Source organism: Paenilisteria rustica (genome assembly GCF_013820765.1).
GTDB lineage: Bacteria > Bacillota > Bacilli > Lactobacillales > Listeriaceae > Listeria_A > Listeria_A rustica.
Genome location: NZ_JABJVM010000006.1, coordinates 114,080 through 129,652 on the forward strand (window position 1 = coordinate 114,080; position 15,573 = coordinate 129,652).

The 15,573-nt window shown below is 43.6% G+C and carries 11 protein-coding genes; 5 read left to right on the plus strand and 6 right to left on the minus strand.

From position 1 onward, the window contains the following. Positions 1 to 5: 5 nt before the first annotated feature. The 3 genes from HPK16_RS07805 to HPK16_RS16985 all read left to right on the plus strand — a co-directional run bounded on the left by HPK16_RS07805 (position 6) and on the right by HPK16_RS16985 (position 2,669). Complete coding sequence (locus tag HPK16_RS07805) at positions 6 to 407, plus strand: hypothetical protein (protein ID WP_181676433.1); 402 nt, start codon at positions 6 to 8, stop codon at positions 405 to 407. Between the two features lie 27 nt (positions 408 to 434). Continuing rightward, positions 435 to 824 (plus strand): hypothetical protein, encoded by a 390-nt coding sequence (locus tag HPK16_RS07810; protein WP_181676434.1) that lies wholly within the window; start codon positions 435 to 437, stop codon positions 822 to 824. 297 nt (positions 825 to 1,121) lie between these two features. After that, positions 1,122 to 2,669: an LPXTG cell wall anchor domain-containing protein gene (locus HPK16_RS16985; protein WP_181676435.1), complete on the plus strand. Its 1,548-nt coding sequence runs from the start codon at positions 1,122 to 1,124 to the stop codon at positions 2,667 to 2,669. A 46-nt stretch (positions 2,670 to 2,715) separates the two neighbouring features. Here the strand turns inward: HPK16_RS16985 and HPK16_RS07820 are convergent, their stop codons facing one another. Next, positions 2,716 to 3,219 (minus strand): hypothetical protein, encoded by a 504-nt coding sequence (locus tag HPK16_RS07820; RefSeq protein WP_181676436.1) that lies wholly within the window; start codon positions 3,217 to 3,219, stop codon positions 2,716 to 2,718. Positions 3,220 to 3,386: 167 nt separating this feature from the next. On the opposite strand from HPK16_RS07820, the gene HPK16_RS07825 reads away from it, so the two are divergent. Further along, positions 3,387 to 4,157: a sunset domain-containing protein gene (locus HPK16_RS07825; protein WP_181676437.1), complete on the plus strand. Its 771-nt coding sequence runs from the start codon at positions 3,387 to 3,389 to the stop codon at positions 4,155 to 4,157. 120 nt (positions 4,158 to 4,277) lie between these two features. Here the strand turns inward: HPK16_RS07825 and HPK16_RS07830 are convergent, their stop codons facing one another. Next, positions 4,278 to 5,837: a right-handed parallel beta-helix repeat-containing protein gene (locus HPK16_RS07830; RefSeq protein WP_181676438.1), complete on the minus strand. Its 1,560-nt coding sequence runs from the start codon at positions 5,835 to 5,837 to the stop codon at positions 4,278 to 4,280. 621 nt (positions 5,838 to 6,458) lie between these two features. Here HPK16_RS07830 and HPK16_RS07835 point away from each other — a divergent pair. Then, positions 6,459 to 7,166 (plus strand): Crp/Fnr family transcriptional regulator, encoded by a 708-nt coding sequence (locus HPK16_RS07835; protein WP_181676439.1) that lies wholly within the window; start codon positions 6,459 to 6,461, stop codon positions 7,164 to 7,166. Between the two features lie 82 nt (positions 7,167 to 7,248). Here the strand turns inward: HPK16_RS07835 and HPK16_RS07840 are convergent, their stop codons facing one another. The 4 genes from HPK16_RS07840 to fdhF form a co-directional block, all read right to left on the minus strand. Next, complete coding sequence (locus HPK16_RS07840; RefSeq protein WP_181676440.1) at positions 7,249 to 10,629, minus strand: LPXTG cell wall anchor domain-containing protein; 3,381 nt, start codon at positions 10,627 to 10,629, stop codon at positions 7,249 to 7,251. Positions 10,630 to 10,912: 283 nt separating this feature from the next. Continuing rightward, positions 10,913 to 11,704 carry a formate dehydrogenase accessory sulfurtransferase FdhD gene (gene fdhD, locus HPK16_RS07845; RefSeq protein WP_246369334.1) on the minus strand — a complete coding sequence of 264 codons (792 nt, stop codon included), beginning with the start codon at positions 11,702 to 11,704 and terminating at the stop codon, positions 10,913 to 10,915. Positions 11,705 to 11,767: 63 nt separating this feature from the next. After that, the gene (locus HPK16_RS07850; protein ID WP_181676442.1) at positions 11,768 to 12,244 is read right to left on the minus strand and encodes a helical membrane plugin domain-containing protein; all 477 of its coding nucleotides are present in this window, start codon (positions 12,242 to 12,244) and stop codon (positions 11,768 to 11,770) included. Continuing rightward, a complete protein-coding gene (gene fdhF, locus HPK16_RS07855; protein ID WP_181676443.1) occupies positions 12,244 to 15,231 on the minus strand; it encodes a formate dehydrogenase subunit alpha in 2,988 nt (995 codons plus the stop codon). Before fdhF ends, HPK16_RS07850 begins: the two co-directional genes overlap by 1 nt. Positions 15,232 to 15,573: the final 342 nt, after the last annotated feature.

A 15,573-nucleotide genomic window follows, 5' to 3' on the forward strand; every position in this document is an offset into this window, starting at 1 on the left:
ATCGAATGAAAGATGTAGCAGCGGACATTGATCGCATGGTTCGCCTCATTGAAGATTTTCGTCAAGCCGAGAGTGACGCGGTCCAGAAAATGGCGCGTAAATTCAACGATGCTACATATGGCGGGGAGTATGATCTACTAAATGAAAACGATGTAGATGATGCCATGCACGACCTCGCTACCAACAAAACAGAAGGCGTCTACCGCTTCCACGATGAAGAAATTTTGCATGATTTACTTAATAAATTGTTAGAACGGCAGTATCATCTGCAACAATTCGCAAATGAAATTGGTAACGCGGGGCACCAAATGCAGCAAACAGATATCAACCTCGGTCATGATTTAGACCGTACGATTGGCAGTTTAGTTGGTATTGCAGCTGGTAACGCGGTTAATTTCTTCAAGTAGGCAAATAGAGACAATTGGGGGCACACAATGGATTTATTTCATGAAATTAGACAAATAGAAGTAGAGATTGCTAAGGCGATTCTGGCTGGTGCGGATGCTACGGTTGGCGCTTTAAAATCTCAGAAAACCGAATTCGAACGTCAGCTTCAACTTGCAGCTTTGAAGCGTGACATGTTGCGTGATGCTAATAATTTAGCCGAAGATTCTACTCATATCCTGCATGGTAAGGAAACAATGTTTGACGATTGGGGGCGAGAACTTACTCGTATTCAAAGTCAGCTGGGCATCTCTTTCGAAAGTAAAACGGGCGATGCGATTAGCTCACAATTACAAAATGAAATACAAAGCCTTTGCACAGATCGTGAAGAAGATTTCCTGGAACTTAAAAAATCCTGTAAAGTCAATATTCACATATAATCTATTCAAAAAAAATGTGTCGTATATTTCCCCAGTTTCCCCTCGACGTTACCGGAAATAAGCGTTTCCTCTACCTCCAACTCAAGGATAAAACACATGAAAGCATTGCTATATCTCGATTCCCATCCTTTCAAACACGCCAAATGCTGCGTTCAATCCCAATTCCTACATTAAAATTAAATGTGAACAAACTGTGAACTCGATAAATTTTGCTGTCAAATGTACATTTTTTCGCTAGCCAAAGAAATTGATACCTTGTACAATGGAAAGTAAGCATATAAAAAAGGGGAGACACTCATGTACCTAAAAGAAAAATCGATTAGCATCGCGCTAGTATTTGGACTAACTTTTTCAACTATCAGTCCTGTATTTGCCGAGGAAATGACATCCCAACAAGATTCACAGCAACAAGTTGGTTGGGCAACTACTGACGTCATAGCGAAACCTAATGTTCATGTAACACAGGGTTATTACATTATTCCAGCTGATTTTGTGCAAGTTTATAGCCAAGATCGCGCTCCAGTCCTAACTTACAAGGATGGTGTAGTAGCACAGAACGACACGGTGGGAACTTTTGAAACAACGATTTTAGTTACTTTCAACGACGGAACATCGAAGGAAATCACGGTTAGCTATACAGTGGACGCAGATCCGAGCGTAACACCTACGCCTGATCCAGACCCTGTAAAACCTGATCCTGAAAAACCCGTAACACCTACTCCTGATCCAGAAAAGCCGGTTACGCCAGATCCTGATCCAGTGGAACCTGTGAAACCTGATCCGGAGAAACCTGTAACTCCTGAAAAACCAGAAAAACCTGATCCAGAGAAACCTGTGGATCCTGAAAAACCGGTAACTCCTGATCCTGAAAAACCTGTAGATCCTGAGAAACCAGTGAAACCAGAAACGACTGAATTTGCGACAGCGAAAAACAATGTTACATTGGAACTCAATGATGCGACGGCTACTCCAAGTACTTTTGTAACGAAAGATGCTGCTAACGTGACACTTTCATTCAAAACACAACCAGTAACTAACAAACTTGGCGCACAATCAGTACAAATTCTGGCAACAAACGGTTCAGATTCAAAAACAATCACGGTCAACTACACAGTGGTAGACACAACGAAACCTGCTATCAGTCAAGATGGCGATGTTTTCTACGTGTGGCCTGGTGAAGAATGGACTGCCGAAGAATTAGTAAACGCAACGGATAACTCTGGTTATGTGAAAGTTTACTTCCAAAACGGCGCAACACATTTAGACACGTCAAACGTCGGCGCAGCGAGCACAGTTATTGTAGCTGAGGACGCTAGCGGTAACATTTCTACACTTAACTTCCAATATCAAGTTATCTCTGTGATGGGCATTATGCTTTATTCTGCGCCATCTGTTAACTTCGATATGAGTACAGACACAGACATTTACGGTGGTACTGAACCGGATACAACGCTTTTCGTTATTACAGAGGAAACCGAAGAAGTTCTTGCTGAAACACGCGTGGACTATTCTGGTAGCTACCATGCCGTTCTTGATCGCGCACTAAAACCAGGGGAAACAGCTTACCTGATTGCTGTTGATGATAACGGTGGTGTCAGTGACGTAACGCATTACACTTACGGCACGAAACAAGTTCAAGAAGTGAAATCAGAATCAATCTCTAAAGCTCCAGCAAACACAGAAACAGAGCAAACACAACAACAAGCGCAAGCAGCTGGAAATGAAATTGTACCTGCAAGAGTAGAAGAATTACCAAAAACAGGAGATTCAAGCACAAACGGATTTGTTGTCTTCGGTCTATTACTTTCTGCAACAGCCCTATTTTATATGAGAAAACGTTCATAAGAATATGAAAAGACGCAAAATCAGATTTTGCGTCTTTTTTTTGCGTTCATTTAAAGCTAATCAACTTCGGCAACCACTGCTCCCCCACTCCAACTGCATGTGTCTTGCTCCCATCCTGATTGAAAAACAGCAATAAATCCTCATTCCCAAGCTCCACAATAAGCTTTGACTTCTTCTTTTTCCGCATCAAAATCAGCGTCATCGTCTCTTCTTCCACCCAGTGAAACACCAATTCGTCCGTCAAAAAAATATACATCTCCAATCCTGAATTCTTATAGATTTCCATCAGATGCAACATTTTAGGATAATTGGAAGGCACATTTTTCACGAGTATGTATTTCTTTTTCAACAACATCTCCTCACACGCAAGCTCGGGAAACTCCATCTCAAAATCAGCAAGTTTCCAAATCTTCGTCGTGAACAGAATTGACAAATTGGTATCATGGAAATCCTGGCGTTGCAGTTTCTTCAAAATCTGTGGCTCAGATGAGGCTACATGAAATTTGATTTCGTCGACTCTAAATGGAAAATAATTTACTAATGTATCCACTGACCAACCTCCCAAAAGATATAATTATAACTTAAAAACAGCTTGATTTAAGCGCTTACGAACGAAAACGCTACATTCACGACTGAAATGGGCGTTCTAGGTATATGTCCATTATAATACAGTGGGGAACAATAAAAAAATATTTTAAAAGGGAGCGAGACATTTTTATGGGAACATTTCTGTTTTTGATCGGATTTTTAGGTTTTTTCTATGCAATTGTTATGTTGATTTTGAGTATCTTTATCCGCGGGAAAAAAATATTTAGACCGAAATTTAATTTGATTATTTTGGGTGGTGCTATAGTTTTAGCCATAATCGGTGGTAATTTAATGCCCACAACACAAACAGCGACTGAGCCTAAGCCCGAAGTAAAAAGCAAAGAAGTTCAAAATGATAAAGAGGCTAAAAAGCAAAAAGCTACGGAACAAGCATTGAAACAGAAGCAAGCTGAGCTAAAAAAAGAACAGGATAAACTAGCGCTAGCAAAGGTCGAACAGCAGAAAAAGGAACAAGAACAAATCGCAAAAGATAAAGTGATAGCTGACCAAAAAGCCAAAGATCTAAAAATTCAGCAAGAGCGACAAGCCAAATTAGCCGCGGAACAGAAAGCTGCTCAAGCCGCTGAGAAGGAGAAAGAAGCGGAAGAAGCACAGAAAGCAAAAGAAAAAGAGGAACAGCAACAACAGGCATTAAAAGAACAGCAAGAGCGAGAGAAACAGGAAGCACAAGCGAAACAAGCATCTCCTCCTGCAAGTCATGACAGCGGTGGTGGGACTCAGTACGTCGATGCCAATGGTCAAGGAACAATTAAAGGTAGCGTCAATGGCATTTACCACGTACCTGGTGGGACCTACTATAATCGTACCAAAAATGTCGTTGCTTGGTTCAAAACAACGGCAGAAGCTGAGGCTGCTGGATATCGCGCCTCCGAACGCTAGGAAGTATATAATAAACTGTATGAATAATGAAACCTATGTTCATTGTTTATGCAGTTTTTTCCTATTATACAGCAAATATCGCCAAACCAGTTATTTCGGTCTGACGAAGAATTTGCTTAGCTAGTTGATAATTTTTAGCCGTTTGCGATCTAGCTGTTTATTATTCGCGTTATACGCAATTAGCTCTACTTTATCGGTTAGCTTGAAATTCGTTTTTGCCCCTACATAATACACGAAAATGCCTTTTTCAAATTTACCACCCCAGTTTTTTGGAACGCCATTGACGATGAGTCGGGCCTTCACAACAGTTCCAGTGTACCGGCCTGTCATATAGATGCTCTTATTTCGGTACGTATTCGGTGTGATGCTGCCCTTCAAGGTGTTTAATATGGCTGGATATTTGCCTGGGAAATGGTTACCGACTAGTGCTAATTGTTTGATTCGCGGTATTGTCGGCAACTGCTCCCGCATGAGAAGGGCGTTTTTCGAGATGGTGCTGCCTTTGCGTGGTATAATATTATTGCCGGTGATCGACACGGAATCGACTGCTGTTTGGCCTAATAAGCTGAATATTTTTTGGTAATTAGCAAGTCCGTTTAGCGTAATTTGGTTGTTTTGGATGGCTAATTTCGCTACTTTTCCGATTGGGATGACGTCGTAATTGGCGGGTGCGGTGTCGGTGTCAATCCAATTATTGGAGAGATTCAGCTGGCTAACTACGTAATCGCGATTGTTCCTCCATGCAATGACTGCTGGACGGATTTTTGTTTTTTCATTTTTAATATGGTTCAGGGTCACATCGACACGAGCTGTATTGCCGTTAATCGCGATGAATTTATTCAAAACATTGTATACGCGATTGTTGGTGATCTTGAAATAGCCGCCATCGAGGACAATGCCTTCGTCTGGTGAACTCGTTTTCTGACCTTTATTGAAGTCATTGTTGTAAATATTCGCGGTCGGTATTTTCAGTAAATAGATACTATTATCGACAACATTATTAAATGCATTATTATGAATATTCAACCTACTAATTCTATCACCTTGAATGACGATTGCTTGATTCACTCGTGTAAATTCATTGCCGGAAATCTCATATTGATTCCCCTTGTTGCCTTGAATCGTGACGGAGCGGTTCAGATCGTTCGTGTTTCTCCCATATTGGTAACCATTGTCGAAAAAACGGTTATTTTTTATCGTAATATTTTGGGAATCTGTGAAGGAAATCGAGCTATCGGTTTTGTAATAGCCGTATTGTTTGGAGTATCCTGTGAACGCGCTGTTTTCGATTGTAATGGCGTTATTTTGTTCGAAATGGATAGCGCCGCGGCCGATTAGTGCCAAATTGAAGGTGACGTTTTTCACGGATTTGTTGTTAATTCCTGCTTGGTATGACAGAAGATATGGTGTTTTCGTGTTGCCATATCCTTTGAAGTTGGCTTTGATATAAGATCCACCTGGCGCGCCTTGGATGCTGCTTTTGACGTTGGTTATCGGAGCATTCACGACGTACGTCACATCCTTCTTATCTTTCAAAACGAGCGTTCCACTCCCGGCCTTCTCGAGTAATGGCTTTAGGTCTACCTCGCTCGCTGCTTGTGCGTGGATTGTATTCATGTGAAGGTACATACATATTAGGCTTGCCGCTACAATTAGACTAGCTACAATTGATTTTTTCATTCTAATTTCCCCTTAGATTCCAAACAGTATAGTTCCGATTGATATACTATTCCTGTAGCTAACTGTTATTTACCCTGCGTAATCTGAGGCAAAACATAGGCTTATTTCAAATTAGTTATGATTTATCCACAAAAAAACTTCCCCTAGAGTAGCTCGTTCGCTACTCTAGGGGAAGTTTAGTTAGATCCTGCTTGTTACATCTAACATTTTCGGGATTTCTGTGAACTTTTGTTCACATCCTTTGTTATTCGTGTGTCCATTCGTTAGAAAGTATCATTAGGAACTTTAAGATCATCAACCTTGTAATCTTTTTTCGTTCCCTTTGGAATAAATATAGTATACTCCTTTTTATGATTTTCATTTTTTAGAGCAACATACTACTAGACATAACATATGTTCCAAAAAGTTTATTCAGGGTATATATTCTATAAAGATGGCTTATACATACTTGTGATTTGATAAAATACTACCGAAATGTGAATTTTTTGTGAAGAATGAAAAGTTAAGAGATTTGAATAAACTGTACCAGTAGTGCTATTCATTCTTCCTTCCTATACTCCTATTAGCATTACTTATCATACACACGTATTATATTCTATCGCCCAAAAAGGAGTGGTTTCAATGTATGACAAGGAAACATTAGAATCTTACGCATCATTTTCGAATATTATGAAAATTTTAAAGAAGGATTCACAGTTCAATCAGTTTTGTAGGCAACGTCGGGTATCCCCAGGGACAACTGAAACTCTTGATAATACTCGAAAAACGTGTCTATTAATAGAAAGTGGTTACGTGAAGTCCAGTTTTTCAGGTGATGATGATACTTTTAGGGTTTTCTATATTGCTACGCCTGGTGATTTTTTAACATTACCTATCGTAACGGAGTATATTCCGCGATCTACTGACCTGTTAGCTATAAGTGACGGGGTTTGGTGGGAAATCGATTTTGGCTATTTGCGAAAAATGCTGGCGTTAGAGGATCCTAGAAACTATGTTATGTTGCAACACGCAGTGAAAATACGCTATAAAATGTATGTTCTAGCCACTGTACGCAGCCGTATTATTACTGCCGAACAACGCGTTTACTTTTCTTTAATGCGCTTATCTACTATTGGAATGCATGTCCAAAATAATAAAGTAGAGTTGCCACCATTCGTTAATTATGTCACTATCGCCCAGTTATCCGATGCCTCTAAGAGCTACGTCACGATCGTGCTAAAGAAATTGCGTGATGAAGGAATCCTCACTTCCACAAAAAAACCGTGGGTGATTGAAGACCTTGATGCTATCAAAAAATTAGCTGATTTCCCTGATATGCCATTGTTTTAAAGTGGTTTAGAATGGACAAAAAATAGTAGGTGAAACCATTTGCTGGTTTTGCCTACTATTTTTGTATTGCTTCTATATTATATTATTTTCTTCTGCGCAAGAACATCGCGCCGAGTGCTGCTAGTAGACCTCCGAATAGAACAGTTGATGTCGTGTTGCTATCCCCTGTTTTTGGTAAGGTTTTCGTTGGTGCAGATGGGCCAACTTTTATTGGAACAATCGGACTTACTACTGGTGCTGGCTTCACGCTTGGTGTCGTTGTTTTTGTTGGTGTAACTGGCTTCGCAGGGGCTACTGGCGGCGTAATCGGATCTACCGGCAGGATTGGTTGCGCGCCAACGATGACTGTAATCGTGAACTGTGTTTCGTTGCCATCGCTATCAATCACACTGTACGTCACATGATAAATGCCTGCTTGATTCGGATTCACATCGTTACTGATGACTTGGATGCTACTCGTGATATCGCCATCTTCCAAATCTTCTGCGGTAACACCAACTAGCGGATCAAACTTCTGGCCGAACGCAAGCGTGATATCCTTCGCATGGATGACAGGCTTTTCGTTCGTCAAAACAGTAATCGTATACGTCTGCTCCGTTGTATTACCATCCGAATCCGTGATGCTGTACGTGACATGATAAACGCCCGCAACATCTGGATTGACATCGTTTTGAGTAATTTGGATGCCCGCTGTGATATCGCCATCTTCTGTGTCACTCGCTGTAATACCTGCCATCGGATCAAAAGCACGCCCAGCTTTAAAACTGCTATCTTGTCCTGTGATAATTGGATTATCATTGCTCAGAACCGTGATAGTACTTGTTTTCTCAGCCGAATTACCGTCCGAATCTAGGACGCTATACGTGATATGATACTCTCCTGGCACATCGATATTGACGTCATTTGCGATAATTTTAACAGAATCGCTTAAATCGCCATCTTCCAAATCACTTGCGGAAACACCGAGCCTTGGATCAAATGCAAGATGCGCTTTTACCGTACGATCCGTTACCGTGATGATTGGCTTTTCATTCGTCAACACGGTGATAGTAACCGTTTTTGTTGTCGTATTTTTATCCGAATCGGTCACGCTATATGTGATGTGGTACGTCCCTGCAACCGCCGGATTCACATCATTCGCTGTAATTTTGATAGCGCTTGTCACATCGCCGTCTTCTAAATCACTCGCGGACACAATCGACATCGGATCGAAGGCAAACCCTGCTTTAAATGTCTGGTCGGAAACGTGAATTTCAGGCTTATCGTTCGTGCGTACATAAATGTGGCGTGTGGCTTTTGTGGTGTTACCATCCGAATCCGTCACCGCGTACACCACTTCATACAGACCTTCCGTTTTCATGTTGACATTGTTTGATACAATTTCGATTTTCCCTGTTATATCGCCATCTTCTAGGTCGCTTGCCGTGATACCTTCCAAAGAATCAAATGTATCGCCAACTTTTAAATAGACATCCTTTGTGGTAATAATAGGCGCATCATTGGTCAAAATAGTAACTTTGATCGTCTTCGTTGTTGTGTTATTGTCGGAATCGGTCACGCTGTAGGTCACGTGATAAACTCCTGCTTTTTCTGTGTTGACATCGTTACTCGTGACCGTAATTTTGCTTGTGACATCGCCATCTTCCGTATCGTTTGCTGTGACAGCTTTTTTGACATCATATGTTGTGTGGATTCGTTGAACAATGTCTGATGCTACGATTACCGGGGCATCATTGCTCGTTACTGTGACTGTGATCGTTTTCGTTGTTGTATTGTTATCGGAATCCGTCACGCTGTAGGTCACGTGGTATGTTCCTACTTTGGATGTGTCTACATCATTTGCTGTCACTTTGATGCCGCTCGTGATGTTACCGTCTTCCACATCGCTCGCCGTCACACCTGTCAACGGATTAAAAGTAGCTCCTTTTTTCAACGTTTTATCTGTTGCTGTAATTACTGGTGCGTCATTGCTTGTTACTGTCACGGTGATTGTTTTCGTGGTTGTATTATTATCGGAATCCGTTACACTATAGGTCACATGGTACGTTCCTACTTTTGATGTGTCTACATCATTTGCTGTCACTTGGACACTGCTCGTCACATTACCATCTTCTGCATCGCTTGCCGTCACGCCTGACATCGGATCAAATGTGCCGCCTTTTTTCACAGATATATCCGTAGCTGTAATCGCCGGGGCATCATTACTTGTTATCGTCACTGTAATCGTTTTTGTCGTTGTATTACCGTTAGAATCTGTCACGCTATACGTCACATGGTAGGTGCCGACTTTCGATGTATCGACATCGTTCGCCGTCACGCTTACCTTACTTGTTACATTACCATCTTCCGTATCGCTAGCAGTTACACCCGATAGTGCGTCAAATGCATCGCCCTTTTTCAGAGTTTTGTCAGTGGCAGTTATGATTGGCGCATCATTTGTTACTTCTAAATCCGTACCTAATGAGCTACTAGTGTACACTTTATCAGAAAAGCCTAAGTCTTCGTAGAGAACCTTCGTCTTTATTTCAGCCGCCGTCGTTTTAGCCAAGCCTTGGATACCGATACTAACAACTGGTGCAGTGCCTACGCTAAGTTTATCGAGGTTAACTTGCAACATATGAGATGCAGCATTATAAGTCACATTGCTTGTTGCAACGCCATCTACTAAAACAGAATCTGGCACGTAGCCTAATGATTCTGGTAACGGAATCTCTAATTGAATCTTCCCAGCATCCATACCACCCGCGTTATTTAGTGTGACATTATAACGAGTCGTATCTCCCTGCTTGATTTTTGTTTGTTCTAACGTATCGCTAACGGTTAGGACAGAGGGTGTCGAAAAAACGATATTGTCTAGATAGTTACCACGCGTTGCATCCCCATCAGACGTTGAAATTGCTTCAAATTGGAAACGTGTTGTTGTTTGTCCCTCAGGAATGGTATAGGTTCCTTGATATTCTTTCCAAGCTTTATTATCTGTTGACATGGTTGTAATCAGCTCTAACGCTTGACCAGGCGCGCCAAATTTAACATCTGCTGTATCTACACCGCCCCTACCTCTATGTGAAACTTTCCACCGAATTGTTTTTCCAGGAGTCGTTGCTACATCTTGATACAAGGCAGATACCTGATCCGCATTTAACTCTGCATATTGATCGCCATCCGCTGCTACTAATCCATTATAAAGTCGTTGGATTTCGATCAAATTACTCGTGCTAGTCGTCTGCCAACCAGGCACCAAGGAAGCGTCTAACTGGTCACTCTCTTTTGCAATAACTGGATCTTCAAAGCTCCCATTTATCAATTGTATGGTTTCATTATCCTCCGAGGTCTGTTTTAGAATACCTTCTGCTTTTGTCGAATAGCTCTGCGGACTTTCCGTGGCCATTACATATGTCTGCATCGGCATGCTGACTGTCATTACCAGTGCCGCCGTTGCCATGCTTATTTTCTTGATTGTCATTTTTTTATTCCTCCAATTTAATTTCTGTATGATTACTCCTAAAAACGTCCCTATTATTAATTCTCCTCGCCTATCACATCCTCTAGATCAGACACGTCCACAGCTGTCAATTGTACGACCTTTTCCGCAACTATGATAATCTTAGCAATATTACTAGAATAAAAAAATACAGCATTTCCTGTTAAGAGAGTCATATTTGTGAACTTTCCGCCATATCTCTACCACGCAAAAAAAAACAGGCTCAACCACAATCGTGATCTCACCTGCTATTTCTATAATTTAGTTAACTTTCCAAAACTCGCTGTTGCCCACTGTAAACGCTAAAACCGTCTCCACGAATAAAACCAACTGCTGTAATATTGAGCTCCCGCGCCATTTCTATCGCGAGTTCTGTCGGTGCCGAGCGCGATAAAATAATACCACAACCGATTTTCGCGGTTTTCACTAAAATTTCCGAAGATATCCGACCGCTGAAAATGATCGCCTTGTCTGTCATCGGGATTTCCGATTTCAAGCAATGTCCGTAGATTTTGTCCAGCGCGTTGTGCCGCCCAATATCCATCCGCACGCAAATCACCTCATCACGACTACAAAGCGCGGCGTTGTGCACACCACCAGTTTTGCGAAACGTATCCGAATCCGCCTCAAAACGCGACATCAAATCGAAAATTTCCGCTGGGCGGAGCACCAAATCCGTCTCATTCCGCGTCTCGACAAGCGATGCATCCGACTGGAAATAGAAATTCTCTCGCGATTTCCCGCAACAAGACGTGATGTAGCGCTTCGCACGATATTTCGCATTAAATTTATTCACAAAGTTCGCGCTGACCTTCGCGTGCCCAGTCGCCTCAACGATTTCCACACGATCAATATCCGCAACCCCTCGCACAATCCCCTCCGAAGTCAGGAAGCCAATCACCAAATCCTCCGCATATTCCGGCGTACAAACAATCGTCACCAGCTCCTCCTCATTCACATAAATCGTCAACGGATACTCAACAGCCACCGTCGCCACATCATCAAACATATGCCCCTCTTTAAAACGCCGAATCCCAAGCCCCGCAGTCGTCTCCATCATCGTCCCCACCTAACGAAAACCCCAGATGCGCGTTTATGAGCAACATCTGGAGTCTAATTTTTACTTCAATTCTTGACCTACGCCTTTCAAAAACGCTAGTCCATAGCGCAACGCCCGGTTCACATCAGGATCCTTCATCGCTCGTGCCAGTCCAAAAAGTCCCAGCGTCGTGTCCTCTTTCAAGCTCTCATTCGCCTTCGCCTGCGCGTTCGCAAGTCCCGCCAACATTTTCTCCGTCTGCTCCGGCTTCGTCTCCGTCAATAATTTACTCGTCATCATCAAATTATTAATCGCATTCGTCGCTGGTTCTTTCCGAGCCTCATTCAAAAATGTCGTCGCGATATCCTCTTTCGCCTTCAAAGCACTGTTCAACATATCCAGCGCCCCAGAATCATGCAACGCCTTCACTAGCTCCAAAACTTCCATGAAAGCCGCGTCATCCGTCGCAATCTGGTCCTTAATCGCCGTCATTTTATCCTGTTTTATCTGATCATCCGTTTTTTCCACACGGCGAATTTTAGAAATCGGTTCTGCCATCAAGATTCACTCCCTTTTTTACATCCACAGTTGCCACCACACGCACAATTATGTTTCGAAATCGGCTGGTAGTCCGCACGCGCCCACTTGCGTTCAATCTCCACACCATTTTGCGGGAATCTCGCCGCATTTCGTGGATTATGTTTCGGCAGCGGATTCTCACCACATTTTTGCAATACTTCCAAGTTTACCTTCGTTTGTTTGTAGGCCGGCGTCTTCGTCCGCACATCGCCCGCGCTCGACGTCAATAAGTTGACCGCCGTTTCGTGGCTGACCGAGTGCATTGGCAAGTAAACCTCATTCGCGCGAACCCGATCCGTCACGACCGCATGCACCTTAATGTGACCGTACGGCGACGTCAAACGCACCAGCGAACCGTCTTCGATACCACGTTTTTGCGCCAATTCCTTCGATACCTCTACAAAAACTTCTGGTAATTTGTAATCCAAGCCTTTCGTTTTATGCGTCATATTCCCTTCATGGAACTGCTCCAACAAACGGCCATTGTTCAGCGTTAGATCGAACTCTTTCGGGAATTCAATCGGCGCAATGTACGGCAAGACAGAGAATTTCGCTTTGCCATCTGGGAAGTTGAAACGTTCTTCATAAAGTAACGGCATATCAACACCGTCCGCCGAAACTGGCCAAACGAGGCTATCAAAACCTTGCATCCGGTCATAACTCACACCCGCAAAGAATGGCGCCAGACTCGCAACCTCATCCATAATCTCACTCGGATGCGTAAAGTTCCAGTTACCACCACACGCGTTCGCCACTTCTTGAATGATCCACCAATCCGGTTTCGAATCACCAAGCGGCTCCAATACTTCATATAGACGCTGCACACGACGCTCCGTATTCGTAAACGTGCCATCTTTTTCAAGCGAAGGCGATGCCGGTAAAACAACATCAGCAAATTGCGCCGTCTTCGATAAAAAGACATCCTGAACCACGAAGAAATCAAGTTTTGCGAGCGTATCTTGGACATGGTTCGTATTCGAATCCACCCAAGCCATCTCTTCCCCAATCAAGTACATCGCTTTAAGCGTCCCAGCCTCGATTGCATCTAACATTTCATTATTTTTAAGTCCCGGTACATCTGAAATTTCCACGCCATAAGCTTCCGAGAAACGCGCGCGAACTTCTGGATTCAGCAGCGACTGCACGCCCGGCAATACGTTTGGCAAGGATCCCATATCACAAGCCCCTTGCACGTTATTGTGCCCACGAAGCGGGTACGCGCCCGCGCCATGACGACCAAAGTTCCCCGTCACAAGCAGCAAGTTCGAAATCGCCGCCGACGTATGCGAGCCCGCGATGTTTTGCGTCACACCCATACCCCAACAAATCGCCGTGCCATCAGCCTCGTGCACCATTTGTGCCACATTTTTAAGCGTCTCAATCGAAAGCCCCGTCTCTTTTTCCGCATATTCAAGCGTAAACGGCTCGAGGAACGTCATGTAATCAGCCACATTCGAAATCCGCGCTTCCATAAACGGCGCATCATGCCAGCCCATATCAATCATATACTTCGCAACCGCCGTCAACCACACGAAATCCGTGCCCTGTTTCGGACGAATAAACAAGTCCGCGCGCTCCGCCATCTCATGTTTCCGAAGATCCGAAACCATCAATTTCTGGCCGTTCAATTTCTGCGCACGCTTCATACGACTAGCAAGAACCGGATGTCCATCCGCCGGCGAACAACCGACCAAAATCACAAGTCCAGCCGTCTCAATATCCTCCGCCGTTCCCGAATCAGCCCCAATTCCGACCGTATTCGTCAAACCATCCGACGCCGGCGCTTGGCAATAACGCGAACAATTATCCACATTATTCGTCTCAAACACCTGACGCGACAATTTCTGCATCAAATAATTCTCCTCATTCGTCGTTTTAGAAGAAGAAATAAAGCCAAGCGAATCATTTCCGAATTCATCACGCAAACTACCCAAACGCTCCGCAATCAAAGCAATCGCTTCTTCCCACGTAGCCTCCACAAACTCATCACCCTGGCGAATCAGCGGCGACGTCAAACGTTGGTCACTGTTCACAAAGTCCCAACCAAATTTACCCTTCACACACGTCGCAAATTTGTTTACAGGACCTTCACCAGTCGGCTCCACTTTCAAGATTTGGCGACCTTTCGTCCAAACCTCAAACGTACACCCAACCCCACAGAACGTACACACCGTTTTCGTTTTCTTCGTCCGCGTATCCCGCATCGATTTTTCCATTTCCGACAACGCGAAAACCGTTTGGTACGGCGGCTCCACTTTTTTAACCATATCGATCATTGGCTCCAGAACTTCCTCGCCAATTCCCGTCATAAACCCAGCTTGGCCGAGCATCGATTTCTCCATCAACGCGTTACAAGGACAAACCGTCGCACAAAGCCCACACGACACGCACGACGACATATTCGCCGGACGATCATCATCCCAAATAACCCGAGGCTGCGGCCGATCCCAGTCAATCGAAAGCGTCTCATTCACCTGCACACTCTGACACGCCTCCACACAGCGCCCACAAAGAATACACTGATCCGGATCATAACGATAGAACGGATGCGAAAAGTCATTGATATAACCCTTCTCACGGAATGGCCGTTCCTGCGTATCCACCTCAAGCAGTTCCGCCGTATTATGTACCCGACAGTTCCCATTATTATTATCACAAACCGTACAATACAACATATGATTCTCCAAAATCCGGTCCATCGCCTCAAGCTGCGCCTCTTTCGCCTTTTCCGAATCCAACTTAATCTCCATTGCATCCTTGAAATCCGTACTACAAGCCCGCATCAACTCGCCGTCAACCTCACACATACACGTATCACACGACTGAATCGCGCCCATTTGCTTGCTATAACAAATATGCGGATGATGCACACCCTCGTCATTCAAATAATCTAAAATCCGCGTTCCTTCCTCCACATCATGCGCCTTGCCGTTAATCTTCACCGTGACTTTTACCTTCGCATCCATCCAAAAATCCCTCCTTGAAAACTAAGAACTCGTGCCAATTAGTTAGAAACACTTGACCTACCTCACAAACAAGCCGAAAAATACCAAAACCCTCATCTTCAGGTAAGACATACACCTCGCTTTCCACAAATCGAGCGAAAGCGTTTGTATTCCGCAAGTTTGGCGGAAGCCGGAAGCGGAGTGTACATTTGGTACATGAGAACCGGAAGTCCGCCAAACTTGCGGAATGCGAGCGCTTGCCGCCGATTTATCCCGGCTAGGATCCCATTCCCTAGGAAGCGTTTCCATTCACTGCTTATTATATCAGTTATTGTGAAAATAGGGTAGTATAAAGTTAACTGA

Bases quoted from the DNA above. Each gene is read 5' to 3' on its own strand.
- HPK16_RS07805 (WP_181676433.1), top strand. From the start codon at position 6: ATGAAAGATGTAGCAGCGGACATTGATCGCATGGTTCGCCTCATTGAA.
- HPK16_RS07810 (WP_181676434.1), top strand. From the start codon at position 435: ATGGATTTATTTCATGAAATTAGACAAATAGAAGTAGAGATTGCTAAG.
- HPK16_RS16985 (WP_181676435.1), top strand. From the start codon at position 1,122: ATGTACCTAAAAGAAAAATCGATTAGCATCGCGCTAGTATTTGGACTA.
- HPK16_RS07825 (WP_181676437.1), top strand. From the start codon at position 3,387: ATGGGAACATTTCTGTTTTTGATCGGATTTTTAGGTTTTTTCTATGCA.
- HPK16_RS07830 (WP_181676438.1), bottom strand. From the start codon at position 5,837: ATGAAAAAATCAATTGTAGCTAGTCTAATTGTAGCGGCAAGCCTAATA.
- HPK16_RS07835 (WP_181676439.1), top strand. From the start codon at position 6,459: ATGTATGACAAGGAAACATTAGAATCTTACGCATCATTTTCGAATATT.
- HPK16_RS07840 (WP_181676440.1), bottom strand. From the start codon at position 10,629: ATGACAATCAAGAAAATAAGCATGGCAACGGCGGCACTGGTAATGACA.
- fdhD (WP_246369334.1), bottom strand. From the start codon at position 11,704: ATGGAGACGACTGCGGGGCTTGGGATTCGGCGTTTTAAAGAGGGGCAT.
- HPK16_RS07850 (WP_181676442.1), bottom strand. From the start codon at position 12,244: ATGGCAGAACCGATTTCTAAAATTCGCCGTGTGGAAAAAACGGATGAT.
- fdhF (WP_181676443.1), bottom strand. From the start codon at position 15,231: ATGGATGCGAAGGTAAAAGTCACGGTGAAGATTAACGGCAAGGCGCAT.